The 22,716-nt window shown below is 66.6% G+C and carries 20 protein-coding genes; 7 read left to right on the plus strand and 13 right to left on the minus strand.

Annotation, left to right across the window (positions count from 1 at the left end; all coding sequences use genetic code 11):
* Nucleotides 1-179 precede the first annotated feature (179 nt).
* On the plus strand, nt 180-716 hold the full coding sequence (locus G4Z14_RS04015; RefSeq protein WP_164623445.1) for a peptidoglycan-binding domain-containing protein: 537 nt from the start codon (nt 180-182) through the stop codon (nt 714-716).
* On the plus strand, nt 713-1,360 hold the full coding sequence (locus tag G4Z14_RS04020) for an HD domain-containing protein (protein WP_164623446.1): 648 nt from the start codon (nt 713-715) through the stop codon (nt 1,358-1,360). Before G4Z14_RS04015 ends, G4Z14_RS04020 begins: the two co-directional genes overlap by 4 nt.
* A 683-nt stretch (nt 1,361-2,043) precedes the next feature.
* Here G4Z14_RS04020 and G4Z14_RS04025 read toward each other — a convergent pair.
* The 6 genes from G4Z14_RS04025 to rpiA form a co-directional block, all read right to left on the minus strand.
* Nucleotides 2,044-3,423, minus strand: coding sequence for a DegQ family serine endoprotease (locus tag G4Z14_RS04025; RefSeq protein WP_407703793.1), 1,380 nt, complete (start codon nt 3,421-3,423; stop codon nt 2,044-2,046).
* A gap of 252 nt (nt 3,424-3,675) precedes the next feature.
* Complete coding sequence (locus G4Z14_RS04030; protein ID WP_164623448.1) at nt 3,676-3,870, minus strand: DUF2065 family protein; 195 nt, start codon at nt 3,868-3,870, stop codon at nt 3,676-3,678.
* Entirely contained in the window at nt 3,867-4,763 is an 897-nt protein-coding gene (gene hflC, locus G4Z14_RS04035) for a protease modulator HflC (protein ID WP_164623449.1), read from the minus strand. Before hflC ends, G4Z14_RS04030 begins: the two co-directional genes overlap by 4 nt.
* Nucleotides 4,763-5,929: an FtsH protease activity modulator HflK gene (gene hflK / locus G4Z14_RS04040; RefSeq protein WP_164623450.1), complete on the minus strand. Its 1,167-nt coding sequence runs from the start codon at nt 5,927-5,929 to the stop codon at nt 4,763-4,765. Before hflK ends, hflC begins: the two co-directional genes overlap by 1 nt.
* Before the next feature lie 97 nt (nt 5,930-6,026).
* Nucleotides 6,027-7,388 (minus strand): glutathione-disulfide reductase, encoded by a 1,362-nt coding sequence (gene gor / locus G4Z14_RS04045; RefSeq protein WP_164623451.1) that lies wholly within the window; start codon nt 7,386-7,388, stop codon nt 6,027-6,029.
* A 72-nt stretch (nt 7,389-7,460) separates the two neighbouring features.
* Nucleotides 7,461-8,249: a ribose-5-phosphate isomerase RpiA gene (gene rpiA / locus G4Z14_RS04050; RefSeq protein ID WP_164623452.1), complete on the minus strand. Its 789-nt coding sequence runs from the start codon at nt 8,247-8,249 to the stop codon at nt 7,461-7,463.
* Between the two features lie 142 nt (nt 8,250-8,391).
* On the opposite strand from rpiA, the gene G4Z14_RS04055 reads away from it, so the two are divergent.
* The gene (locus G4Z14_RS04055; RefSeq protein ID WP_164623453.1) at nt 8,392-9,732 is read left to right on the plus strand and encodes an Nramp family divalent metal transporter; all 1,341 of its coding nucleotides are present in this window, start codon (nt 8,392-8,394) and stop codon (nt 9,730-9,732) included.
* A 16-nt stretch (nt 9,733-9,748) separates the two neighbouring features.
* On the opposite strand, the gene G4Z14_RS04060 is transcribed toward G4Z14_RS04055, so the two are convergent.
* Entirely contained in the window at nt 9,749-10,297 is a 549-nt protein-coding gene (locus G4Z14_RS04060) for an EF-hand domain-containing protein (RefSeq protein WP_164623454.1), read from the minus strand.
* Nucleotides 10,298-10,447: 150 nt separating this feature from the next.
* On the opposite strand from G4Z14_RS04060, the gene G4Z14_RS04065 reads away from it, so the two are divergent.
* Nucleotides 10,448-11,110, plus strand: coding sequence for a glutathione S-transferase family protein (locus G4Z14_RS04065; protein WP_164623455.1), 663 nt, complete (start codon nt 10,448-10,450; stop codon nt 11,108-11,110).
* A 10-nt stretch (nt 11,111-11,120) separates the two neighbouring features.
* Nucleotides 11,121-12,500, plus strand: coding sequence for an L-serine ammonia-lyase (locus tag G4Z14_RS04070; RefSeq protein WP_164623456.1), 1,380 nt, complete (start codon nt 11,121-11,123; stop codon nt 12,498-12,500).
* A 9-nt stretch (nt 12,501-12,509) separates the two neighbouring features.
* On the opposite strand, the gene G4Z14_RS04075 is transcribed toward G4Z14_RS04070, so the two are convergent.
* Nucleotides 12,510-13,391, minus strand: a complete 882-nt coding sequence (locus G4Z14_RS04075; RefSeq protein ID WP_164623457.1) for a calcium-binding protein — start codon at nt 13,389-13,391, stop codon at nt 12,510-12,512.
* A 176-nt stretch (nt 13,392-13,567) separates the two neighbouring features.
* Nucleotides 13,568-16,234: a calcium-binding protein gene (locus tag G4Z14_RS04080; protein ID WP_164623458.1), complete on the minus strand. Its 2,667-nt coding sequence runs from the start codon at nt 16,232-16,234 to the stop codon at nt 13,568-13,570.
* Between the two features lie 263 nt (nt 16,235-16,497).
* On the opposite strand from G4Z14_RS04080, the gene G4Z14_RS04085 reads away from it, so the two are divergent.
* Nucleotides 16,498-17,430, plus strand: a complete 933-nt coding sequence (locus G4Z14_RS04085; protein WP_164623459.1) for a DMT family transporter — start codon at nt 16,498-16,500, stop codon at nt 17,428-17,430.
* Here G4Z14_RS04085 and G4Z14_RS04090 read toward each other — a convergent pair.
* On the minus strand, nt 17,387-18,046 hold the full coding sequence (locus G4Z14_RS04090; protein WP_164623460.1) for a thiamine diphosphokinase: 660 nt from the start codon (nt 18,044-18,046) through the stop codon (nt 17,387-17,389). The two genes, G4Z14_RS04085 and G4Z14_RS04090, sit on opposite strands and share 44 nt — an antisense overlap.
* A gap of 151 nt (nt 18,047-18,197) precedes the next feature.
* On the opposite strand from G4Z14_RS04090, the gene G4Z14_RS04095 reads away from it, so the two are divergent.
* On the plus strand, nt 18,198-20,498 hold the full coding sequence (locus G4Z14_RS04095; protein WP_164623461.1) for a hypothetical protein: 2,301 nt from the start codon (nt 18,198-18,200) through the stop codon (nt 20,496-20,498).
* A 97-nt stretch (nt 20,499-20,595) separates the two neighbouring features.
* On the opposite strand, the gene G4Z14_RS04100 is transcribed toward G4Z14_RS04095, so the two are convergent.
* From G4Z14_RS04100 to G4Z14_RS04110, 3 genes are all read right to left on the minus strand, one after another.
* Complete coding sequence (locus G4Z14_RS04100) at nt 20,596-20,823, minus strand: DUF2842 domain-containing protein (RefSeq protein WP_164623462.1); 228 nt, start codon at nt 20,821-20,823, stop codon at nt 20,596-20,598.
* A gap of 84 nt (nt 20,824-20,907) precedes the next feature.
* Nucleotides 20,908-22,200: an adenylosuccinate synthase gene (locus G4Z14_RS04105; protein ID WP_164623463.1), complete on the minus strand. Its 1,293-nt coding sequence runs from the start codon at nt 22,198-22,200 to the stop codon at nt 20,908-20,910.
* A 157-nt stretch (nt 22,201-22,357) separates the two neighbouring features.
* On the minus strand, nt 22,358-22,716 hold a 359-nt coding region (locus G4Z14_RS04110), incomplete at its 5' end, for an ATP-binding cassette domain-containing protein (protein WP_164623464.1).

Here is a 22,716-nt window from a genome sequence, read left to right on the forward strand (position 1 = left end):
TGAGTGCCCAGCAATCGGGGGTGGGCCAGACATAGGGCAAGGCCGCAGGATTTGCCAGAGGGGCCGCGCGGGGGGGGGCGCGCGCGGGGGGGCCGGGGCTAGGCAACCTGCGGTTTTGCGGCTAGATTGCCGGCCGATCACCAAATCGGGGCCGAACCCCGGTGGCAAACGGGCAGCAGATGCACAGACAGTTCCTTCTCGGCCTTGTGCTGGCGGCGACGCTTGGCGGCTGCGGCGGCGCCCGGGTCGAGGCGCCCGGTCAGGCGCTGCTGTCGCGCGAGCTGGTGCGGCTGCGTGGCGACGGCCCGCCGCCCTCGCCCGACGGCGAATGCTGGGCCAGTTCGGTGACGCCGGCGGTGATCGAGACCGTGACCGAACAGGTGCTTGTGACCGAGGAGGTCCGCGACGGCTCCGGGGCGGTGGTGGAGCCGGCAAGTTATCGCACGCAGACCCAGCAGCGCATGGTGCAGGACCGCGAGCAGGTCTGGTTCCGCGCGCCCTGCCCGGCCGATCAGACCGTGCAATTCGTGGCCAGCCTGCAGCGGGCGCTGAAGGCGCGCGGCCTTTATCTCTGGCCCGTGACCGGAGAGATGGATGCCGAGACCGCCGAGGCGGTGCGGCGCTTTCAGGCCGAGCGTGGGCTTGACAGCCCGGTGCTGTCGCTGGCGGCCGCGCGGGAGCTGGGGCTTGCGGCCACTGCGCTGGACGATCTGTGACCGCCGCCGCATCCTGCGCCGACCGCTACCGCGCCCATGTGACCGCCGTCTGGGCGCAAGAACCCGCGGACGGGGCGCATGACATCGGGCATCTGTCCCGGGTCTGGGCCAATGCCCGGACCATCGCTCTGGATGAGGCTCAGGTGGATTGGCAGGTGCTGGAGGCCGCAGTCTGGTTCCACGATCTGGTGAACCTGCCGAAAGACAGCCCCGACCGGGCCCGCGCTTCCACGCTTTCGGCCGCGGCGGCGGTGGAGTTCCTGCGCCGCGACGGCTTTCCCGAGCAGAAGCTTGCCGCCGTTGCCCATGCCATCGCTGCCCACAGCTTTTCCGCCGGCATCGCGCCCGACACGGCCGAGGCGCGCATCCTGCAGGACGCCGACCGGCTGGAGGCCCTGGGTGCGGTGGGCCTTGCCCGGATGTTCCTGATTTCCGGCCGGATGGGCCGCGCCATCCTGGACATGGACGACCCGCTGGCGCTGAAGCGGCCGCTGGATGACCGGCGGTTCGCGCTGGATCATCTGGAGACCAAGCTTTTCGGGCTACCCGAAACGATGCAGACCCGCACGGGCCGGAGGCTGGCCGAGGAACGCGCGGAGTGGATGATGTCGTTCCGCACCCGGCTGCTGGCCGAGATCGGCTGAGGGCGCGGACCCGCCGCGCCTTTCGGGGCGGAGTTCCGGGGGCCCCTGCCGGCAGCCCTGACCTGATTGGCCTCGCGCCCGACAGGTGCCGGGTTGACGGCAGCCGGGGGCGCCGGGTCTCCCCCTGCAACGTGAAGGGAACCGACGTGCCGGCGGTTGGAACCCTCCCGGACCGGCCCGCCGCTTTCTCCACCTTGCCGAACGCGCGTCTTGCCGCCTGACGCCCCCCTCCCCATCCCTCCCCCACATAGGGGGGAGGGAGCCGCCCTTCCGGCCAAAGTTGCCGTCAGCCGCAACCAGATCGCCTCTCCCCTCCCCCTTTTGGGGAGGGGCCGGGGGTGGGGGATGGCGCGGGTGCCGGCGGCCAAGGGCGGGAGCGGGCCTTCCGACCAAGGGTCCCGGCATACCCGGTCGGATTGCCGACTGGTCCCCCTCCCCAAACCCTCTGCTACAAAGAGACGAGGCAGCCGTCCACCCCGCCAGAGGTGCCACCATCCCCGACCAGATCGCCCCTCCCCTCCCCCTTGAGGGCGGGGGCATGGGCCGGGGGTGGGGGGATGGGGCGGGTGCCGGCGGGCAAGGGTTCATCTTGCCGCGGGTAGACCGCCTTCCGCAGGGAGGCCGGAAAGCGAGAGGGCGGCGAGGTGGTCCCCGCCGCCCATCCTTTGCCAACCGGCTTCAGATCACTCGATCGACAGCGCCACGAAGCGCGGGTCGCCGTCGCGGCGCACGAGCAGCAAGAGCGACTTGCGGCCGCCCTCCCTGGCCTCGTCGATCCGGTCGGTCAGGTCCTTCAGCGAGGTGACCGGGCGCTGGCCGGCCTCGACGATGATGTCGCCGCGCGCCAGACCCTTCTCGGCGGCCTCCGAGACCGGATCGACCTTGACGACGGCCAGACCCTCGCTGCCCTGCGGCAGGCCCAGTTCCTCGGCGATCTCGGCATCCAGCGCCTTGAGCGACAGGCCCAGAAGCTCGGCCTGTTCCGGAGCGGCCGGGGCCTCACCCGGTTGCTCCTGCGGCGTGCTTTCGCCCTCTGCAGTTTCCCGGCGGCCCAGCGTGACGTCGATCGTCATCTCCGCGCCTTCGCGCTGCACCACCACGGGCACAGCCTCGCCGATCGGGCTGTCGGCCACAGTGCGGGTCAGGTCGCGGGTATCGGAAACCGGCTTGCCGTTGAAGGTGGTGATGACGTCCCCCGCAAGCAGGCCCGCCTCTCTGGCCGGTCCCTCCGGAACATCGGTGATGAGGGCGCCGGAGGCCACCGTGAGGCCCATGGCTTCGGCCACGTCCGGCGTCACGTCCTGAATGCGCACCCCGAGCCAGCCGCGCCGGGTCTCGCCGAATTCCTTCAGCTGGTTGACCACCTTGGCCACCACGTTCGAGGCCATGGAAAAACCGATGCCGATGGAGCCGCCGGTGGGCGACAGGATGGCGGTGTTCACGCCCACCACCTGACCTTCCATGTTGAACAAGGGCCCGCCCGAGTTGCCCTTGTTGATGGCGGCGTCGGTCTGCAGGAAGTCGTCATAGCTGCCCGACAATTCGCGCCCACGGGCCGAAATGATCCCGGCCGAGACGGAAAAGCCCTGCCCCAGCGGGTTGCCCATCGCCATGACCCAGTCGCCGACCCGCATGCCGTCGCTGTCGCCGAAACTGACAAAGGGCAGGTCCTGATCGCCCTCCACCTTCAGCAGCGCAATGTCAGTCTTGGGGTCCTTGCCGACCAGCTTGGCCTTGAGCCGGGTCTTGTCGAAGAATTCGATCTCGATCTCGTCGGCGCCTTCGATGACGTGGTTGTTGGTCACGATGTAGCCATCAGCGGAAATCACGAAGCCCGAGCCCAGCGCCTGCTGGCGCTGCGGCTCGCCGCCGCCGCCCTGACCGTCAGGCCCCATGAAATCCTCGAAGAAATCCTGAAAGGGCGAGCCCTCGGGCACGATCGGCCCGCCGCCGGTGGGCGCGGCGACCACGGCGGAGGTGGTGATGTTCACCACCGCGGGGCTGATCTCGGCGGCCAGATCGGCAAAGCTTTCGGGCGCGCCACGGGCAAAGGCGGCCTCCATCGGCGCCAGCGCCAACGAAAGCCCGAGGCCAAGCGCAAGGAGCGCCCGCGCGGGGCGGCGTCTGGCGGGCAAAAGACCGGAAATCGGAGCGGGAAGGGTAAGCACGGGTCGAACTCCTTGATCGGGCCGCGCGGCGCATCTGCCTTGCGGAAACATGACGCATCATCAGGTAATGAGCCGCACATGCAATGCAATCCCGCTCGCGGCTGCTCAATCGGTTGTGAAAATCATGTCACGCCGCGCCGGCCGGCATCAAGCGCCAAGGTAGCGCGCCAGCAGCACAAGGCCGGTCCCGACCGCAACGGCCAGCAATCCCATCACGCGGCGCTGGTCTTGCGACAGGCCCGCCAAGAGCCGCAGCATGTCCTCCATGCGCAAAGGGGCCAGTGCAAGCACCAGCCCCTCGATCACGAGCACCAGACCAAGGCCCAGCAGCAGCAGGGTCATTGCCCCGCCGCAGGAACTTCCGGCGCCACAGGCGCGGTGACGCCGTTCATGTAGTCGAAGAACTCGGAATTCGGCGACAGCACGATCGAGGAATTGCCCGATTGCATGGCGCGTTCGTAAGAGGTCAGCGAGCGGGTGAAGGCGAAGAACTCGGGGTCGCGGCCGAAGGCTTCGGCGTAGATCGCGTTGCGCTGCGCGTCGGCCTCGCCGCGGACGATCTCGGCGTTCTTGCGCGCCTCGGAGGTGACTTCCACCTGCTCGCGGTCCGCTGCCGCCCGCACGCGCTGCGCCGCCTCGTTGCCGCGGGCAATCTCGTCGGCCGCCTCGCGCTGACGCTCGGCCCGCATGCGGGCGAAGGTCGCCTCAAGGTTCTGCTCCGGCAGGTCGGTCCGGGTCAGGCGGACGTCGATCACCTCGACCCCGAGAGAGCCGGATTCGCGGCGCGCAATGTCGCGGATGCGGTTCATCAGCGCGGTGCGGTCCTCGGACAACACGGCGGTCGACGGCACGCCGCCCATGATCTCGCGGATCGCGGCGTTGATGATGCGGTCAAGGCGCTGGCGGGCGACCTCCTCGCCGCCTGCGCCCACCGCCTGCCGGAACTTCACCAGATCGGTGATGCGCCAGCGGGCGAAGGCATCGACCACCAGACGGCGGTCGTCGGCGGGGGTGACTTCGATCGGTTGGGTCGGCAGGCCAAGGATGCGGTCCTCATAGCTGACGACCTCCTGGATGAAGGGCAGCTTGAAGCCGAGACCCGGCTCTTCGACCACCTGTTTCACCTGACCGAATTGCAGCACAAGGGCCTGCTTGCGTTCATCGACGATATAGACCGAGGACAGCGCCACGACGCCGGCGACGAAGAGGGCGGGAAGGATATAGACAGCGCGCATCAGTTGGTCCCCTCGGTGGCGGCGGCCCCTGTGGACATGCGGCCAAGCTCGTTCAGCGGCAGGAAGGGCACGACGCCCTGACCGCTTTGTCCGTCGACGCCGTCAAGGATCACCTTGTTCATGCCACCGAGAACTTTCTCCATGGTTTCCAGATACATGCGCTTGCGCGTCACATCCGGGGCCTTCACATATTCATTGTAGACCGCAAGGAAGCGGCTGGCCTCGCCCTGGGCGTTGTTCACCACCTGGGCGCGGTAGGCCTCGGCCTCTTCCAGAAGCTGGGCAGCCTGGCCGCGGGCGCCGGCCGTCACCTTGTTGGCATAGGCATCGGCCTCTTTCTCCAGCCGGTCGCGTTCCTGCTGGGCGGCCTGCACTTCGCGGAAGGCGTCGATCACCTCGCGGGGGGGGTCGGCCTTGGCAAGGTTCACCCGCACGATGTTGATGCCGGCATCATAGGTATCCAGCGTGCCTTGCACGGCAGCCAGAAGATCGGTCGCAATCCGGCCGCGGTCGCGGTTCAAGACCGGCGCCAGTTCGCTGCGCGCGATGATGTCGCGCATGGCGCTTTCCGACACCGCCTTGATGGTGTCATTCGGATCGGCAAGGTTGAACAGATACTTGGCCGGATCCTCGATGTTCCAGACGACCTGGAATTCCATGTCCACGATGTTCTGGTCGCGGGTCAGCATGAGGCCGGTGTCCATCTCGCCGCCAGCGCCCGAGCCGACTTCGGTGGTGCGCTCGCCCGTGACCTGCACGATTTCGGCCTGCACCAGCGGCCAGGGGGCGAAGTTCAGGCCCGGATTGCCGACAGCGCTGAATTCGCCAAGGAACAGCTCGACCGACTGTTCTTCGGGCTTGACGGTGTAGAAGGACATGTAGCCCCAAAGCGCCACGGCGGCGAAGGCGCCCAGCACAAGGCCCTGTCGCGAAAAGAGGTTCGGCCCCGGCCCGCCGGCCTGCGACGGCGGGCGACCGCCGCCCCGGCCACCGCCCATCAGCACGCGCAGCTGTTCCTGCCCCTTGCGGACCAGCTCGTCGATCTCGGGGATCTGCGGGCCTTCTCCGGGACGGCGCGGGCCGCCCTTGCGGCCTTCGTCCTTGTTCTCGCGCCCGTCACCATCCTGATTGCCGCCGCCACCCCAGGGCCCACCGCCACCCGCCATCGAGAAAACCTCACTTGCATTTCCGTTCCCTCTGACTTGGGGCGGATGGCACGGGAAATCAAGCCGCGAATTGGCTTTGCCGCCCTGCCGCCGGGTGTCAGACGATGCGCGCCGGCTTGCGCATCGTCACCAGTTCCTCGGCCATGGTCGGATGCACGGCGACAGTGCGGTCGAAATCCTCCTTGGTCGCCCCCATGCCGATGGCGATGGCGACAAGCTGGATCATCTCGCCCGCGCCCTCGCCGACGATATGGCAGCCCAGAACCTTGCGGGTTTCGACACTGACCAGAAGCTTCATCAGCACCCGGTCCTGACGGCCGGCGAACAGCGTCTTCATCGGGCGGAAGGCGGCGACATAGACCTCGGTCGGCCCCTGCGCGCGGGCCTGTTCCTCGGTCAGGCCGATGGTGCCAAGCTCGGGCTGGGTAAAGACCGCCGAGGCGATGTTGAGATGCTCGAACTTCGTCGGCACGCCGCGGAACAGGGTGTCGGCAAAGGCATGGCCCTCGCGGATGGCGACCGGGGTCAGGTTCACCCGGTCGGTGACATCGCCGACGGCATGGATCGAGGGCACGGCAGTTTGCGACCAGTCGGAGACCTTGATCTCGCCGTTGCGGCCAAACGCGACGCCCAGCGCCTCCAGCCCCAGCCCGGCGCTGTTCGGCTTGCGGCCGGTGGCGTAAAGCACAAGGTCGAACTCGCGCTCGGAGCCGTCCGTGGCCACGGCCCGGATGCCGCCTTGGGTCTTTTCCAGCCGCAGTACGTCGGTGCCGCAATGCACGGCAATGCCGGCGGCCTGCATGGCGTTCGAGACATGGCCGCGCGCCTCGTCGTCAAAGCCGCGCAGGATCTGGGCGCCGCGGTAATATTGCGTGGTCTTGACGCCCAGCCCGTTGAGGATGCAGGAAAATTCCGAGGCGATATAACCGCCGCCCACCACCAGCGCCCGGTTCGGCAGGGCCGGCAGGTGGAACATCTCGTTCGAGGTGACGGCCAGCTCGGCGCCGGGCACCTCGGGCACGAAGGGCCGGCCGCCAGTGGCGATCAGGATGTGCCGGGTGGTAAAACGCGCGCCGGTGGCAAGCTGGACGGTATGGGCGTCGACCACGGTGGCGCGCGTGTCGTGGATCGTCACACCGGCGGTCTTCAGCGTGGAGCGGTAGGCGTTTTCCAGCCGGGTGAGTTCAGTCTCGAGCGCGGTGCGGAACCGGACCCAGTCGAAACCGTGGTTCTGCACCTCCCAGCCATAAGCGCGGGCGTCCTCGATCTGGCCGGGAAACTCGGAGGCAAAGACCATCAGCTTTTTCGGCACGCAACCCCGGATGACGCAGGTGCCGCCCATGCGGGATTCCTCGGCCAGACCGACCTTTGCCCCGCCCTCGGCCGCCGCAATGCGCGCCGCCCGCACCCCGCCCGAGCCGCCACCGATGACGAAGAGATCATAGTCGAACTGGGTCATGGTCGCGCCCTTTCTTGGCGGCGGACCGGGGGCCAGCCCCCGGCCCCCCGGGATATTTGGGAACAGATGAAATCAGTCGCCGAGATCGGCGAAGATGTTGTCGGTGGGGGCGAAGTGGATGCGGTCGTCGGTCTGCGTGCCGGCGTTGATGTCGCGCACCTGCACCCGGCCATCGCCATAGCCGATGATGACGATATCGCAGATGTCGATGAACAGGCCGTTCTCCACCACACCGGGGATCTGGTTCAGCACCAGCGACAGCTGGCGCGGATTGCCGATGCGTTTCAGATGCAGGTCAACGATGTAATTGGCCTCGTCGGTCAGCAAGGGCTTGTCGCCATTCATCCGCAGCGTCACGTCGCGGTCGAGAACGTCGACGCCGACCAGCATTTCCTCGATCAGCGCCTTGGTGGTCTGCCAGCCGAAGGGGATGATCTCGACCGGCAGCGGGAAGGCGCCAAGCTGCGCCACTTCCTTGGCCGCATCGGTGATGACGATCATCTGGTCCGAGGCGGTGGCCACGATCTTTTCCTGCAACAGCGCCGCGCCGCCGCCCTTGATGAGCGCGAGGTTGGCGTCGAATTCGTCGGCGCCGTCGATGGTGAGATCAAGCCATTTGGCATCGTCAAGGCTGGTGACCGGCACGCCAAGCTGGCGGGCCAGTTCGGCAGTGCGCGTCGAGGTCGGCACGCCGACGACGCGCAGGCCTTCTTCCTTGATCCGTTCGGCCAGACAGCGCACCATCCAGGCGGCGGTCGATCCGGTGCCGAGCCCCAGCTTCATGCCATCCTCGACAAATTCCACCGCGCGCTTGGCGGCGACGAACTTGGCCTTGTCGATGGGCGAGAGATCGGCGGGCATGGCAGATTCCTTCCTGGGGCGCGCGCGGGCTTTATAGGGCTTCGCCGCCCGGCCCGCGAGGGGATTTCTTGTCGCTTGACAGACGGGCGGCGCCGTCTATTTTGCGAATAATTCTTAATTGCAGGAAATTCCGGGAAAATCCATGGCCAGACATGAGACTTTCAGCCTTGGCCAGTGGCGCGGCGTGCGCGGCGAGGCGGCGCTGGCCGAAGTGAGCCGGTCGATTGCGGTGCAGGGCGGCGGGTTCAGGCGCTTTGCCGCCTTTCTTGGCCCCGGCTATCTGGTCGCGGTGGGCTATATGGACCCCGGCAACTGGGCGACCTCGATCGCGGGCGGGTCGAAATTCGGCTATACGCTTCTGGTGGTGGCGCTGGTGTCGAACATCATGGCCATCGTGCTGCAATCGCTGACGGCGCGGCTCGCCATCGCCTCGGGGCGCGATCTGGCGCAGGCTTGCCGCGATGCCTTTGCGCCCTGGGTCGCCTATCCGCTGTGGCTTCTGGCCGAGATTGCCATCATCGCCACCGACATCGCCGAGGTGATCGGCACGGCGATCGGGCTGAACCTGCTCTTCGGCATTCCGCTGGAACTGGGCGTCATCATCACGGCGCTGGATGTGTTCCTGATCCTTTACCTGCAGAAGAAGGGCTTCCGCTGGCTTGAGGCCTTTGTCATCGCGCTTCTGGGTGTCATCGCGCTGTCCTTCGGGGTGCAGATCGCGCTGGCCGATCCCGACTGGGGCGCGGTGATCCTTGGCTTTGCGCCGACGGTCGAGATCGTGAAGAACCCCGAGATGCTGTATCTCGCGCTCGGGATCCTTGGCGCGACGGTGATGCCGCACAATCTTTATCTGCATTCGGCCATCGTGCAGACCCGGGCCTATGGCCATACGCTGCGCGAAAAGCGGCAGGCGCTGCGGTTTGCCACCATCGACAGCACAGTGGCGCTGATGTTCGCGCTGCTCATCAATGCCTCGATCCTCATCGTCGCCGCGGCGACCTTCCATGCCGGCGGCATCGGCGAAGTGGCCGAGCTGGACGAGGCGCATCAGATGCTGGGGCCGTTGATGGGGGCGGCGGTGGCGCCGATGCTGTTTGCGGTGGCGCTGCTGGCCTGCGGGCTGAATTCCACCGTCACCGCCACGCTGGCAGGACAGGCGGTGATGGAGGGCTTCCTGCGGCTGCGGCTGCCGCCATGGCTGCGCCGCCTGAGCACCCGTGCCATTGCCATCGTCCCGGCGGCGGCCGTGACCATCCTTTATGGCAGCGAGGGCACCGGGCGGCTGCTGATCCTGACGCAGGTGGTGCTGTCGCTGCAACTGTCCTTTGCAGTCGTGCCGCTGGTGGTCTTCACCACCTCGCGCCGCCGGATGGGCGAGATGGTGGCGCCGGTCTGGCTTGGGGCGGTTGCATGGGGGATTGCGGCGGCGATCGTGGGGCTGAACCTGAAACTCCTGTGGGATTTCTTCGGTCTGGGCGGCTGACCTTCGGCAGCTGATCTCAGGTGGCCAGTGCGGCGACCGCCGCCCTGACCTCCTCCAGCGTTACCCAGCCATCGGCATTGCCGTCAAAGGTCAGCACGGCGCGGGCAATCGCCTCATCGGCGGGCGAGAAGCTGCGCAGGGCTTCGGCCCGGCCCCAAAGCGCAGTCTCGTCGGCGCTGAGCGCGCGGTCGGTGTTGGCATCGGCGGCCTCGAACAGCGCCCAAAGCCGGCCGCGCGCCTTGGCCGAGGCGGCCGCGACCAGAACGCCCATTTCATCGGCCGTCACCCCGCCGTCAAAATCAAGATCGGCCACCTGCACCCGGCGCAGGGCGCTGGCCCGCGCTTCGGCCCGTTCCAGCGCGACAAAGCGGTCGACCCCGGCGGCATCAAGCCCCTGCGGCCCGCCAAATCCGTGGATCAGCGCGGCGGCAAGCTCGAGAAAGGGCTCCGGATCGGCCTGAACCTGTTTCAACACCGCCTCCGACAGCCCGCCCGCCGACAGGGGACCGGCAAACCACAAGGGGCCGGCAAACCACAGCAAAACCCAGACCAACCCGACCCGCATGGCCGCCTCCGTTCGCATTGCGTTCCCAGTCTTGGCCGGTTTCCCCTGACAAAGCGTTAAGGTCCGACGCCGTCCCTGCCCCCGGAATGTCGCTTTTTGCCTGCCAAAGCAGCGCATCCCTGCCATAGTGGGCTGAAAGGAGCGCGCGCGATGTATGTTCTGCACTATTACCCCGACACTGCCTCGCTGGCGGTGCGCATGGTTCTGGCCGAACTGGGCGTGCAGCATCGCTGCGAGCTGATCGACCGCGAGGGCGGGGCGCTGTCCAGCCCCGCCTATCGCGCCCTGCAGCCGCTTGGCCTCATTCCGGCGCTGGAAACCCCCGACGGCACGATGTTCGAGACGGCGGCCATCCTGCTTTACCTGTCCGACCGCCATCCGGGCCTTGCCCCGGCGCCCGACGCGCCGGATCGCGGCGATTTCCTGAAATGGCTGTTCTTCACCTCGACCAACGCCCACACCACGCTGCTGCAGCTTTTCTACCCCGAGCGCACGGCCGGGCCGGAGTGCGTGCCGCAGGTGCTGGCCCATGCCCTGCCGAAGATGAAGCGGTTTCTGGCGCTGCTGGATGGTGCCGCCACCGCGAATCCCGGCTGGCTGTCGCCGGACCGGCCGACGATCCTTGGCTACTATGTCGCCATGCTGATGCACTGGCTGGGCGGATTCGGCGCCGAACATCCGCTGCAGATCAACGCCGCCGATTATCCGGCACTTTACAAGGTCCTGACCATGCTGGAAGGTCAGCACGCCACCGAAGCCATCGCCGAGGATGAGGGTCTTGGCCCGACCCCCTTCACCGCCCCCCTAGCCTGAGAGACCCCAGATGTTCCTTTCCGTCTTCGACATGTTCAAGGTGGGCGTCGGCCCGTCTTCCTCGCATACCATGGGGCCGATGGTGGCGGCGGCGCGGTTTCTGGACAAGATGCGCGCCAGCCCGTTCCAGTTCCACGGGCTGCGCGCCTCGCTGCATGGCTCGCTGGCCTTTACCGGGGTGGGCCATGCCACCGATCGGGCGACGATCCTTGGCCTTGCCGGGTTCGAGCCGGCGAGCTATGACGCGGAAAAGGCGGAAGCGGCGCTGGCGCTGATCGAAAGGACGCATCAGATTGCCGTGCCCGGCCTGCCGCCGCTGGCCTTTGATCCGAAGAAGGATCTCACCTTCGATTATGGCCCTGCCCTGCCCGGCCATGCCAATGGCATGATCCTGAAGGCCACCGACGCGCAGGGCGACATCATCATGGAGGAGACCTACTATTCCATCGGCGGCGGCTTCGTGCTGACGGCGGGTGAATTGTCCGACGCCGGCGGCGCCAAGGCCAAGGCGCGGGCCGATGTGCCCTATCCGTTTGAAACGGCGGCGGAAATGCTGGAGATGGCGGCGAAGTCCGGCCTGACGGTTGCCCAGATGAAACTGGCCAATGAGCTGAAGTTCCGCACGAAGGCCGAGATTGACAAGGGCCTCGCCCGGCTGTGGGAGGTGATGAACAACTGCATCTCGCGCGGGATGGCGACCGATGGCATCCTGCCGGGCGGGCTGAAGGTGCGCCGCCGCGCCAAGGGCATCCATGATGCGCTGATGGCCGAACGCGGGCTGAACATGACCGCGCCGCACACCATCAACGACTGGATGAGTCTTTATGCCATGGCGGTGAACGAGGAGAACGCCGCCGGCGGGCAGGTCGTCACGGCGCCGACCAATGGCGCGGCGGGGGTGCTGCCGGCGACGATCCGCTACTGGCTGGACCATGTGCCGGGGGCCAGCGCGGCGAAGGTGGGGGATTTCCTGCTGACTGCCGCCGCCGTCGGGGGCCTGTGCAAGCACAATGCCTCGATTTCGGGCGCCGAATGTGGCTGTCAGGCCGAAGTGGGCTCGGCTGCAGCTATGTCAGCGGCGGGGCTTTGCGCAGTGTTGGGCGGTACGGCGATGCAGGTGGAAAACGCCGCCGAAATCGCGCTGGAACATCATCTCGGCATGACCTGCGACCCGGTGAAGGGGCTGGTGCAGGTGCCCTGCATCGAGCGCAACGGCCTTGGCGCGATCAAGGCGGTTTCTGCCGCCAGCCTTGCCCTGCGCGGCGACGGGGTGCATCTGGTCAGCCTTGACGCCTGCATCGAGACCATGCGCCAGACCGGCCATGACATGCACGAGAAGTACAAGGAAACCTCGCTGGGCGGCCTTGCGGTGAACGTGCCGAACTGCTGAAGCCAGCCGTCAGACCATGAAGATGTCCGCATGGGTGAGCGTGGCGCCGTCCTGCAGGTCGGCGATCAGCCGCACTCCGCCGTCAAGGCTGCCGTTGCGATCGAACCACAACATGCCGGAACTGACATTGTAGATGAAGCGGTCGTTCAGGTCTTGCGCCCTGTTGTCCTCGCGGGCGATAAATCGCCCCGGGGCCAGCTGGCCCAAGGGCAACCCGCCGAAATTCGCCGCAAGAAAGTGCAGCGAATCGTTGTTGCCATTGGTCTGCGAGGAAAAATCATAGATGCGGTCGGCCCCATGGGTGGGCGCGATGAAATGAAACTGATCATCGCCCGCGCCGCCGCGCAAGATGTCGCGGTCGGCACCGCCCGACAGCAGGTCATCGCCGTCGCCGCCATATAGCCTGTCGCGCGCCGCGCCGGCATAGAGCTGGTCATCGCCGTCATTGCCATAGATCGTGTCGGTTCCCTTGTCGGTTCGAAAGACATTGGCCACGTCACTGCCGGTAAACCGGCCGCCGATGAAGCCGAAACAGGTGTAATTCTCGATGCCGGAGAACCGGTCGACATCATTTGGGTCGCCGCCAAGCGCGCCCTGAATCCCAAGGACAAGGTTCAGGTCCAGCCGGAAGGTGTTGGCCGGCAGGCTGCCCCAGTCGCGCTGGAATGTATCAATGCCGCTGCCGCCGAAAAGCAGGTCAAGCCCCGGACCGTCAATGATCACGTCATTGCCGCCGCCGCCATAGATCGTGTCATTGCCTGATCCGCCGTCAATGAAATCGGCGCCGCCGAGACCAGACAGGCTGTCATTGCCTGCATCTCCCGTGATCGTGTCGGCGTCATCTGTGCCGGTCAGCGTGTCGTCATCCGTGCTTCCTGTAAAAGTTGCCATTGTCATTGCCCCCAATGTGAAAGTGAGTCCAATTCGGGAACTCTACGGCATCGCCCCGGAACCTGTCATTTCTTGAATTCCCGCGCTGACCCCGCAAGCCAGGACTGCCGGCACGGCGGCCGGTTGTGGCAATCGACCTCTCCGCGCCACGCATGCCTGCGCACGGCCCCGGCGCGTCAATTCTGGAACAGGATGTCGCCGGCGTCGAAATCCGCGACGTCAAGCCCGACCAGCAGGATCGAGGCAATCTCGTTGAAGCTGACCAATGTCCCCTCGGCATGGCTCGAGACCACCAGATCGCCGAACGCCCCAAGACCGCTGCCCGCCGTGCCGGAAAACACCAGCAGATCGTGCCCGTCGTCGAAATTGCTGATCCGGTCGCTGCCCCAGTCAGCGTTGAACACGAAATGCTCGACCACGACCTCCAGCGTCTCCACCACCTCGTAGACAACCCCGGTGATCGTATCGTTGCCGGTTCCGGCATTGATGCGCAGTGGCGTGGTGGAGCCCAACAGGTTTTCCACGAAGCTCGCGGAAATCTGGATGACATCGTTTCCGCCGCCGCCGAAGATTGACTCGGAGGTGAACCCGGTCACAAGAACCGTGTGGTCCAGACTGTCATTGCCATCGCCCAGCAGGATCGACATGTTGATGCCGCTGGAGATCACCGTATCATCGCCGGTGCCGGCGTCGATGGTGCCGAACGTATCGGCGATCGACGCGATTCCGGGGAAATTGGCCGAGGCGGTATAGGTCAGCGTGTCATGGCCATCGCCGCCGTCGATCATGCCGCTGCCGGTCAGGTGCAAGTCGTCACTGCCCGCTTCGCCATACATCGTGATGTGCAGACCCAAGCCCGTCATGAAGTCATCACCGCTGCCGCCATAGCCGCCGCCCATGCCAATGCCCGTGCTACCTGAGGTGTCGATGCTGATGATGTCGTCGTTGTCCCCGCCGTAGAGTTCGCAACCAAAATCCAGCACATCGGCGCTGATGTTGTCGGCGCCGGTGCCGCCGAAGATCTGACCGAAATCCAGACCCGTGTTCTGGTGGATCGTGTCATCGCCAGCGCCACCGTAGACGATCGCCGAGCCGCCCATGAAAGAGACGGTCGCATTGTCATTGCCGTCGTCCAGTTGGATTACGGCATCGAACACCGTTGCTATGACAAGGTCCGCGCCCTGCCCGGCAGCAATGGAAATGCTCATGTCGCTGACGCTGATCGTGTCGGCGCCGCTGCCACCGGTGATGCCGCTCAGGGTCGGATCGCTGTTGGCGACGATCCTGTCGGCAAAGGCCGAGAGGTTCACCACGGCGATATCGAACAGCCTGTCGCCTGCCGCTGCGCCGCTGCCGTCCAGAACCCCATCGCCCCCCTCCAGCGTGACCGCGCCACCGCCCGTGTAATCCGCTGTGGTCAGGGTGCTGCCGATGACGGTTTCGGCGCCGCTGCCGTTGATGAAATAGCCCTCGTTGATGAAGTCGATGATGCGCGACGTCGCGCCGCCAACATAGGTGCCGCCCATGTTGAAGAGCAGCACCTCGATGTCGGAAATCACGTCGCCCAGCGCCTCGCCGGTGTGAACTCCGGTCGAGGCATTGAACACCAGCGCCTCCTCAAAGCTCAGCGTGTCATTGCCCGCGCCGCCGTTGATGGTGTCGCCCCCGGCCCCGCCGATCAGCGTATCATTGCCCGCCCCGCCGAACAGCCGGTCCACGCCGGCCCCGCCAGTCAATCTGTCGCGCCCGTCATTGCCGAAAAGCGCATCATTGCCATCGGCGCCATCCAGCAGATCGGCGACGTTGCCACCAAGCAAGGTGTCGTGCCCCAGCCCGCCATACAGGGTACTCTCGCCGGACAGGAGCGCAGGCGAACCGCCCGCCTCATTCGTCGATTCCAGCCGGTCGTTGCCCGCGCCACCGGTCAGGCTGTCATGGCCCGCGCCGCCAATCAGCGTATCGTTGCCGTCCCCGCCGAACAGCGAGTCAATGCCGCCGTCGCCCTGCAACAGGTCGTCGCCCGCCCCGCTGGTGATCTGGTCGCGCCCCTCGCCGCCGAAGACCCGGATCGGCGCGAAGCCCCCGAACAGCGTGTCATTGCCGGCGGTCAGCAGGAAGTCCTCGATCCCGGAAAACCGGTCGCCCAGCGCATCGCCGGTCGAAGCGAGCGGGGCAGAGGTGAACAGAAGAATGGGCGACGCGGACTGGGCATAGGACACCCGGTCAATACCGCCTCCACCGACCAGGGTGTCGGCCCCCGCCCCACCGATCAAGAGGTCATTGCCGGCGCCGCCCGACAGGCTGTCATTGCCCGCGCCCCCAAAGAGCTGATCGCGCCCGCCCGCGCCGTCGACAGTTTCGGCGAACCCCGCACCGCGGAACACATCGGCAAAGGCCCCAAGGGCAAAGCGTTCGATCGCATCGAACCTGTCGCCCAGCGCGTCCCCGGTCGACAGGCTCGGGTCGGTCAGGTCCAGCGTGACGCCCGTGGTCGCCGTGGCATAGCTGACAAGATCGACGCCCGAGCCGCCGAAGAAGGCATCCGCCCCCAGCCCGCCAGACAGCGTGTCATTGCCCGACCCGGCGTAGAGGAAGTCATCCCCCGCCCCGCCATCGAGCCGGTCATCGCCCGACCCGCCGTGCAGGATATCGTCGCCCTCGCCCCCGAGCATCGTGTCATTGTCCGACCCGCCATAGACGAGATCATCGCCCAGCCCGGCCACAAGGCTGTCGGCCCCGAGAAGGCCCAGCAGCGTATCGTCCCCCGCCAGCGCCGAAATCGTGTCGGCAAGATCGGTGCCCGTCAGGCTCTGCGAGGCATCCGTCCCGGTAACTACGGCCATGTCGTCCCCCATTGGTCTGCAATCCGGCCGGGGTCTTTCGCCCCTGGCCCGCATGTTCTGGAAAGGCTGCCGCGGCCTGATGGCGTGGCAGAAGCGAAGTCAAGGAATTGCCGGCAATCATTCATGCAGTGATATGCAGATGAGCATGCGTCAGCCCCCCTTTTCGGTCAAGCCCGCAGACCGGGCCAGCCGGGTCCGGGCCGGGTGCAGGCCGAGGTCGCTTTCAGACGGTTTTCGTGCGGGCCAAGCCGGTAGCAAGCGGCATGACCAGTTCCTTTGCCCAAGACCGCACCCTGACCGGCATCGCGCTGATGCTTGCCTTCTGCGTGCTGGCCCCGCTCCTCGACACCGCCTCCAAACTCGCAACCGCGACGATTCCTGTCGGCCAGATCACCGCGGCGCGGTTTCTGGTGCAGGGCGCGCTGATGGTGCCGGTGGCGCTGCTCATGGGGCTGTCGTGGCGGGTGACGCGCCGGCAGGCGGGCCTTCTGACGCTGCGGGCGGTGTTCCTGATCGCCTCGACCTATGGCTTTGTCGCCGGGGTGCAGGTGATGCCGATCGCCGATGCGCTGGCCATCGTCTTTGTCGAGCCGTTCATCCTGCTGATGCTTGGCCACCTGATCTTCGGCGACCATATCGGGCCGCGCCGGATCATCGCCTCGGTCGTCGGCTTCCTTGGCTGCCTGCTGGTGATCCAGCCCTCGCTTGCCGCCTTCGGCCTTGTCGCGCTGTTCCCGCTGATCTCGGCCTTCGCCTTTGCCGGCTACATGCTGGTGACGCGCGCCATGGCGGTGGGCGTGTCGCCGGTGATGCAGCAATTGCACACCTCCATCGTCGGCGCGGCGATCTGCCTGCCGATCGTGGCGCTGGCCGACAGCTTCCACTGGCCGACACTGGACCCGGTAATGCCCGAGGGCTGGGCCTGGCTGTGGCTGTTCGGCGTCGGGTTCTGGGCGGCGGCGGCGCATATGTGCATGACGGTGGCGCTCAAGTTCGCCCCCGCCTCGACGCTGGCACCGATCCACTACCTCGAAATCATCACGGCGGTCTTTCTGGGCTATGTCGTTTTCGGCGATTTCCCGAATGCGCTGACTTTCACCGGCATCGCGGTGATCGTGGCCTCGGGGCTCTATATCATCCACCGCGAGCGCATCACCGCAGCCCAAACCCGCGCAGAACTGCCGCCAGACATCTGACCGGCAGGATCACCAGCATCCTTGGCGCGTCAAAGCGCAGCCGCACCGGCCCCGTGACCTGGTTCGAGGTGCCGATCTGGCCATCGGGGGCAAAGTCGAGCCCGCGGATCGGCCAGCGCAGGCCCTCGCTTTCGCCGGAAACCCGCCCCATCGGAAACAGCGACAACCGGGTGCCATAGGTCAGGTCCAGCGCCAGTTCGGGCGGGCACAGGAAGGTCACATCGCGCGGGCCAAGGATCAGGCAGCGCTGGTCAGGCTGCTGGATCAGACCGCTCAGCACCGCAAGGCCGTGATCCATCCGCGCCCCGGCAAAGCCCAGCCCCAGCACGAAGGGGGCCGAGATCGACCGCAGGCACTTGTCAAAGTCGGTGGTCGCCTGTTCGGGGATCGGAAACAGCCGGTCCGCCAGCCGCGCCTGCGCCGCGGGCGTGATCGAATCCATGTCGCCGATGACCGTCTCGGGCAAAAGTCCCAGCCGCAACAGCCGGTCCGCCGCGCCATCCGCCGCCACCAGCCTTGGCGCAAGCGTCATGGCACGGGCAAGCTGCCGCGCCGAGACCGGTCCGCCCCCGACCAGCGTGATTCCATCCAAAGATTCGACAATAGGGTGATTCATGCCGATACTGTTCTTCCAACTCTTCCAATTGCGGCAAAGACCCCGTTCTGCGGACACAATCAATCCTTCAAATTACCCCGATCTGTCCACGGATTCGAGCAGGAGCGCGGGCAACTTGCCTGAAACGAGTATTGCAGAAAGCGAGTGTCCGATGACAGGGGCCAGCAAGATTCTAACCGTTTCCTATGGCACCTTCTCCTGCACTCTGGAGGGGTTTGACGACCCGTTCAACACGATGAAGGCCATCGCGGAATATTTCCGCGATCTGGCTGCCGGCGACCGCTATTTCGGGGCCGAACCGCCGACCCCCGATGCCGCCATGCTGCACCGGATCGCCGAGCGCGAGATCCAGCGCCGGGTTGAGGCCAAGATCCAGGACAACGGCGTGATCCTGCGGGCCGGCGAAACCGCAGCCCCCGAAGGACTGCCTGCCCCCGCGGCCCCTGCCCCGGTGGCGCCCACCCTGGCCGAGGCCGACAGCGCCGCCGAAGGCGTCGCCGCCCGCCTGCAACGCATTCGCGCCCGCCATGCCAGCCAGACGGCCGCGCCTGCCCCCCAGACCATGCCGATCGTGACCGTGCAGGCCGACCTGCCCACGCCGGAGTTGGCCACCCCGACTTTGGCCGAGACCGCGCCCTTCACCCCGACCACCGCCTTTGCCGAGACCTATAGCGAAGATGAACACGCCGAAGATCTCGCCCCGGCGGCCGCTTCCGATGCCACGCTGATCGAAATTCCAGATCAGATCGAAAGCATTCTCGACGAGGCGGAACATGTCTCTGGCCCGGTTGTCGAAAGCGCCGCCGAACCCGTGGTTGCCGCCGATCTGTCGGAAGAATTCGCCGAGCTGCCCGATGCCGAGGATTTCGAGCTGACCGCGCTCGCGGTTGCCGAGGAAGCCCCCGCGCCGGAAACCGTCGCGCCCGCCTTCGCAGCGCTGGTCGACGACGAGGCGCTGCTGGCCAGCATTGCCGAAGATCTGGACACCGACCAGCTTCCGGCCGGGAACGAAACCGCCGCCTTCGCCATTCCGGCGGTCGAGCCTGTCGAGTTCCTTGCGGATGATCTGGCCGATGCGGGGATGCTGGACGAGACCGACACCGCTTTTGACGAGGAAGAGCTGCTCACGCGCCTGTCCGGGCTGGAGCCGGACGTGGCGGACGAACCGGCTGATCTGGAACAGATTCTGAACGAGGAAGTCTCGGAAGCTGACCCGATTCTGATCGAATCGGTCGATCATATTGAACCGGAAACCGCGGTCGAATCTGCAGTCGTCTTGCCCGCCGTCGCAGAGGTGGCCTCGGAAATCGCGACAGAGACGGCCGCCAAGGCGCAGCGGGCGCGGGCGCGGGTCATCCGCATCCGCCGCGTCGAGCCCGTGGTAGAGGCCCCCGTGGCAGAGACCCCGGCCGACAGTGCCGCCACCGGTCCGGCCTCGGCGCTCTCCGACGAAGCCGAAGCCGCGCTGCAAGCCGAACTGGCCGCGCTTGAAGCCGAACTGGACGACATCGCCGGGCCTGACCCCGTCGCAGGCCCCTCCGCGCCAGTGATCGCAGATGTCGATCAGATTGCCGAAGCCGAGACAGTCGAACCCGTCGCCGACCTGCGCCGCCACATCGAAGTTCCGGCCGAGGACGAAGCCGTCAACCGCCTGATGGCGCACGCAAATTCCGAAATGGGCGATCAGGAAACCCGCCGCCGGCAGTCGACGATTGCCCATCTCAAGGCCGCGGTTGCCGTGACAGTCGCCGACCGCGGCGCGCATGATGATGCGGACAGCGAAATGAGCCGCATGGAGGCCTATCGCAACGATCTGGACCGCGTGGTGCGCCCGCGCCGGCCGGTGTCCGAAGGCAATACGCCGCGCCCCGAACCGATCAAGGGCGAGGCCGGCCAACGCCCGACGCCGCTGGTTCTGGTCTCCGCCCAACGCATTGACCGCCACCCCGCGACGGCGGCCGAGGCAACCCCGGCGGGCGGTGGCCCGCGCGTGGTCATGCCAGTGCGTCCGCGGCGTACCGGCACCGCGTCGGCGGCCGCGGAAACCCTGGTTGCCACCGAAGCCACGGCCCGGCCCCTGATGCAGGAAATCGATCAGGATGACCTCGACTCCGATGACTTCCTCGCCCCGGAAGAGGCCGAGAACGTCTTTGCCGAAGCCACCAGCTTTCAGGATTTCGCCGATCAGCTGGGCGCCACCGCCCTGCCCGACCTGCTCGAAGCCGCTGCGGTCTATTGCGCCGAGGTGCTGCAGCGCCCCGAATTCTCGCGCCCGCTGGTCATGCGCCAGATCGCCGGCCTGCCGGGCCAATCCTCGACCGCGCGGGAAGATTACCTGCGCGGCTTCGGCACGCTGTTGCGGCAGGGTCGGATCGCCAAGGTCAAGCGCGGCATGTTCGCGCTGACCGACCGCTCGCCCTATCTGGCCGAGGCGCGCAAGCAGGTCGGCTGAAGCTCAGGTCGCTGAAATCAAGGCCGGGTCTGCCACCCGGGCCTTATTGCAGGCGGGTCGCCCCACGGTATCGCACCGGGGGCTTGACCCGCCTGTGTCATTCGTCTTCGGGCCGGTCGGGGTCGGGCTGGCCGACGCCCTTGAACACCGCCTTGAACGGCAGGATCCATGCCACCCCGAGCAGGATGTAGACCGGCACCTCGGCCCAGAGCGGCAGGCGCGGCAGCCAGGTCATCACCGTCACCGCCAGAACGACATAGGCCGGCATACCGACCAGAAGGATCAGGAGCGACAGCCGTTTGCGGGCCTTGTATCCGAGCGCCATCACCCTCTCCCTCGTCGTGCAGCTTCGCTTTCTCCTCGAGGCCCACGACGAGCGTCGCAGACGACGAGGAGTTGGCGGGTTGGATCAATCCGCGAAGGGATCGGTGACGAGGATGGTGTCGTCACGCTCGGGCGAGGTGGAGAGCAGCGCCACCGGGCACTGGATCAACTCCTCGATGCGGCGGACATATTTGATCGCCGCGCCCGGCAGATCCGCCCAGCTGCGCGCGCCGGCGGTGGTTTCCGACCAGCCTTCCATCTCTTCATAGATCGGCGTGCAGCGTGCCTGCTGGTCGGCGGCGGTGGGCAGATAGTCCATCCGCTTGCCGTCCAGTTCATAGCCGACGCAGATCTTCAGCGTCTTGAAGCCGTCCAGCACGTCCAGCTTGGTCAACGCGATGCCCGAGACGCCCGAGGTGGCGCAGGTCTGGCGCACCAGCACCGCATCGAACCAGCCGCAGCGGCGCTTGCGCCCCGTCACGGTGCCGAATTCATGGCCGCGCTCGCCCAGACGCTCGCCGTCGGCATCGTGGAGTTCGGCCGGGAACGGACCCTCGCCGACGCGGGTGGTATAGGCCTTGACGATCCCCAGCACGAAGTCGATCGCAGTCGGGCCAAGGCCCACGCCCGTCGCCGCCTGCCCGGCGATGACGTTCGAGGAGGTGACGAAAGGATAGGTGCCGAAGTCGATATCCAGCAGCGCGCCTTGCGCGCCTTCGAACAGGATGCGCTTGCCGGCACGGCGGGCCTCGGTCAGCACTTTCCAGACCGGGCCGGCGTAGGGCCAGATCTTCGGCGCAATTTCAAGGATCTGCGCCTTCAAGGCAGCCGCATCCACCGGCTCCAGCCCAAGGCCGGCGCGCAGCGCGTTGTGATGGGTCAAGAGCCGGCCGATCCGGGTGTCCAGCGTCGCCTCGTCGAAGATGTCGGCGACGCGGATCGCGCGGCGGCCGACCTTGTCTTCATAGGCCGGACCGATGCCGCGCCCGGTGGTGCCGATCTTGGCCACCCCGGTCTGCGCCTCGCGGCCCCGGTCCAGCTCGCCGTGGATCGGCAGGATCAGCGAGGCGTTTTCTGCAAGGATCAGGTTTTCCGGGGTGATCTCCACGCCCTGCGCGCGCAGCTTTTCAATCTCGGTCACCAGGTGCCAGGGGTCCACCACCACGCCATTGCCGATGACACTCAGCTTGCCACCGCGTACAATGCCCGAGGGCAGGAGCGACAGCTTGTAGACCTTGCCATCGATGACCAGCGTGTGGCCGGCGTTGTGGCCGCCCTGAAAGCGGGCGATGACATCGGCCCGCTCCGAGAGCCAGTCAACGATCTTTCCCTTCCCCTCGTCGCCCCATTGGGCTCCGACGACGACGACATTGGCCATGGCATATCCTTGCGTTTGGAAAAACCGTGCGTCCTATAGCGGGCGGGCGCGGCCAGCGAAACAGCAAAATGGCCGCGGGGGGTGGAAATCGCTCCGGCGTGACGGCAAACCGCTTCACCGCCGCGCCGGGGCCGATCTCTGGTCTCTGCCCCCCCCGTTACGCGGCTTCGGTTCCCTTTACGCCAGTGATGTAGCTGACGATGTCGTTGCCGTCGGTTTCGTCCTTGCGCAGGGAGGCGACGATGCGGCCGCGGCGGAAGACGACGATGCGGTCGACGAGGTCGAAGACCTGGCGCAGGTTGTGGGAGATCAGGATCATCGGGATGCCGCGGTCCTTCAGGCCGCGGATGATGTTTTCCACCTGCGCGGTTTCCTGCACGCCCAAGGCCGCCGTCGGTTCGTCCATGATCACGAGCTTCGAGGCAAAGGCCGCCGTGCGCGCGATCGACACGCATTGCCGCTGGCCTCCGCTCATGTTGCGGATCGGGTTGTCGACATTGGGGATCTTCACCGCCG

This window comes from Tabrizicola oligotrophica, from assembly GCF_011008935.1.
GTDB classification, from domain to species: domain Bacteria; phylum Pseudomonadota; class Alphaproteobacteria; order Rhodobacterales; family Rhodobacteraceae; genus Tabrizicola_A; species Tabrizicola_A oligotrophica.

What these genes read in the sequence shown, in the direction of transcription:
- G4Z14_RS04015 (WP_164623445.1), top strand. Translation starts at nt 180, where the DNA reads ATGCACAGACAGTTCCTTCTCGGCCTTGTGCTGGCGGCGACGCTTGGC.
- G4Z14_RS04025 (WP_407703793.1), bottom strand. Translation starts at nt 3,423, where the DNA reads ATGGAGGCCGCCTTTGCCCGTGGCGCGCCCGAAAGCTTTGCCGATCTG.
- G4Z14_RS04030 (WP_164623448.1), bottom strand. Translation starts at nt 3,870, where the DNA reads ATGACCCTGCTGCTGCTGGGCCTTGGTCTGGTGCTCGTGATCGAGGGG.
- hflC (WP_164623449.1), bottom strand. Translation starts at nt 4,763, where the DNA reads ATGCGCGCTGTCTATATCCTTCCCGCCCTCTTCGTCGCCGGCGTCGTG.
- hflK (WP_164623450.1), bottom strand. Translation starts at nt 5,929, where the DNA reads ATGGCGGGTGGCGGTGGGCCCTGGGGTGGCGGCGGCAATCAGGATGGT.
- gor (WP_164623451.1), bottom strand. Translation starts at nt 7,388, where the DNA reads ATGACCCAGTTCGACTATGATCTCTTCGTCATCGGTGGCGGCTCGGGC.
- rpiA (WP_164623452.1), bottom strand. Translation starts at nt 8,249, where the DNA reads ATGCCCGCCGATCTCTCGCCCATCGACAAGGCCAAGTTCGTCGCCGCC.
- G4Z14_RS04055 (WP_164623453.1), top strand. Translation starts at nt 8,392, where the DNA reads ATGGCCAGACATGAGACTTTCAGCCTTGGCCAGTGGCGCGGCGTGCGC.
- G4Z14_RS04060 (WP_164623454.1), bottom strand. Translation starts at nt 10,297, where the DNA reads ATGCGGGTCGGGTTGGTCTGGGTTTTGCTGTGGTTTGCCGGCCCCTTG.
- G4Z14_RS04065 (WP_164623455.1), top strand. Translation starts at nt 10,448, where the DNA reads ATGTATGTTCTGCACTATTACCCCGACACTGCCTCGCTGGCGGTGCGC.
- G4Z14_RS04070 (WP_164623456.1), top strand. Translation starts at nt 11,121, where the DNA reads ATGTTCCTTTCCGTCTTCGACATGTTCAAGGTGGGCGTCGGCCCGTCT.
- G4Z14_RS04075 (WP_164623457.1), bottom strand. Translation starts at nt 13,391, where the DNA reads ATGGCAACTTTTACAGGAAGCACGGATGACGACACGCTGACCGGCACA.
- G4Z14_RS04080 (WP_164623458.1), bottom strand. Translation starts at nt 16,234, where the DNA reads ATGGCCGTAGTTACCGGGACGGATGCCTCGCAGAGCCTGACGGGCACC.
- G4Z14_RS04085 (WP_164623459.1), top strand. Translation starts at nt 16,498, where the DNA reads ATGACCAGTTCCTTTGCCCAAGACCGCACCCTGACCGGCATCGCGCTG.
- G4Z14_RS04090 (WP_164623460.1), bottom strand. Translation starts at nt 18,046, where the DNA reads ATGAATCACCCTATTGTCGAATCTTTGGATGGAATCACGCTGGTCGGG.
- G4Z14_RS04095 (WP_164623461.1), top strand. Translation starts at nt 18,198, where the DNA reads ATGACAGGGGCCAGCAAGATTCTAACCGTTTCCTATGGCACCTTCTCC.
- G4Z14_RS04100 (WP_164623462.1), bottom strand. Translation starts at nt 20,823, where the DNA reads ATGGCGCTCGGATACAAGGCCCGCAAACGGCTGTCGCTCCTGATCCTT.
- G4Z14_RS04105 (WP_164623463.1), bottom strand. Translation starts at nt 22,200, where the DNA reads ATGGCCAATGTCGTCGTCGTCGGAGCCCAATGGGGCGACGAGGGGAAG.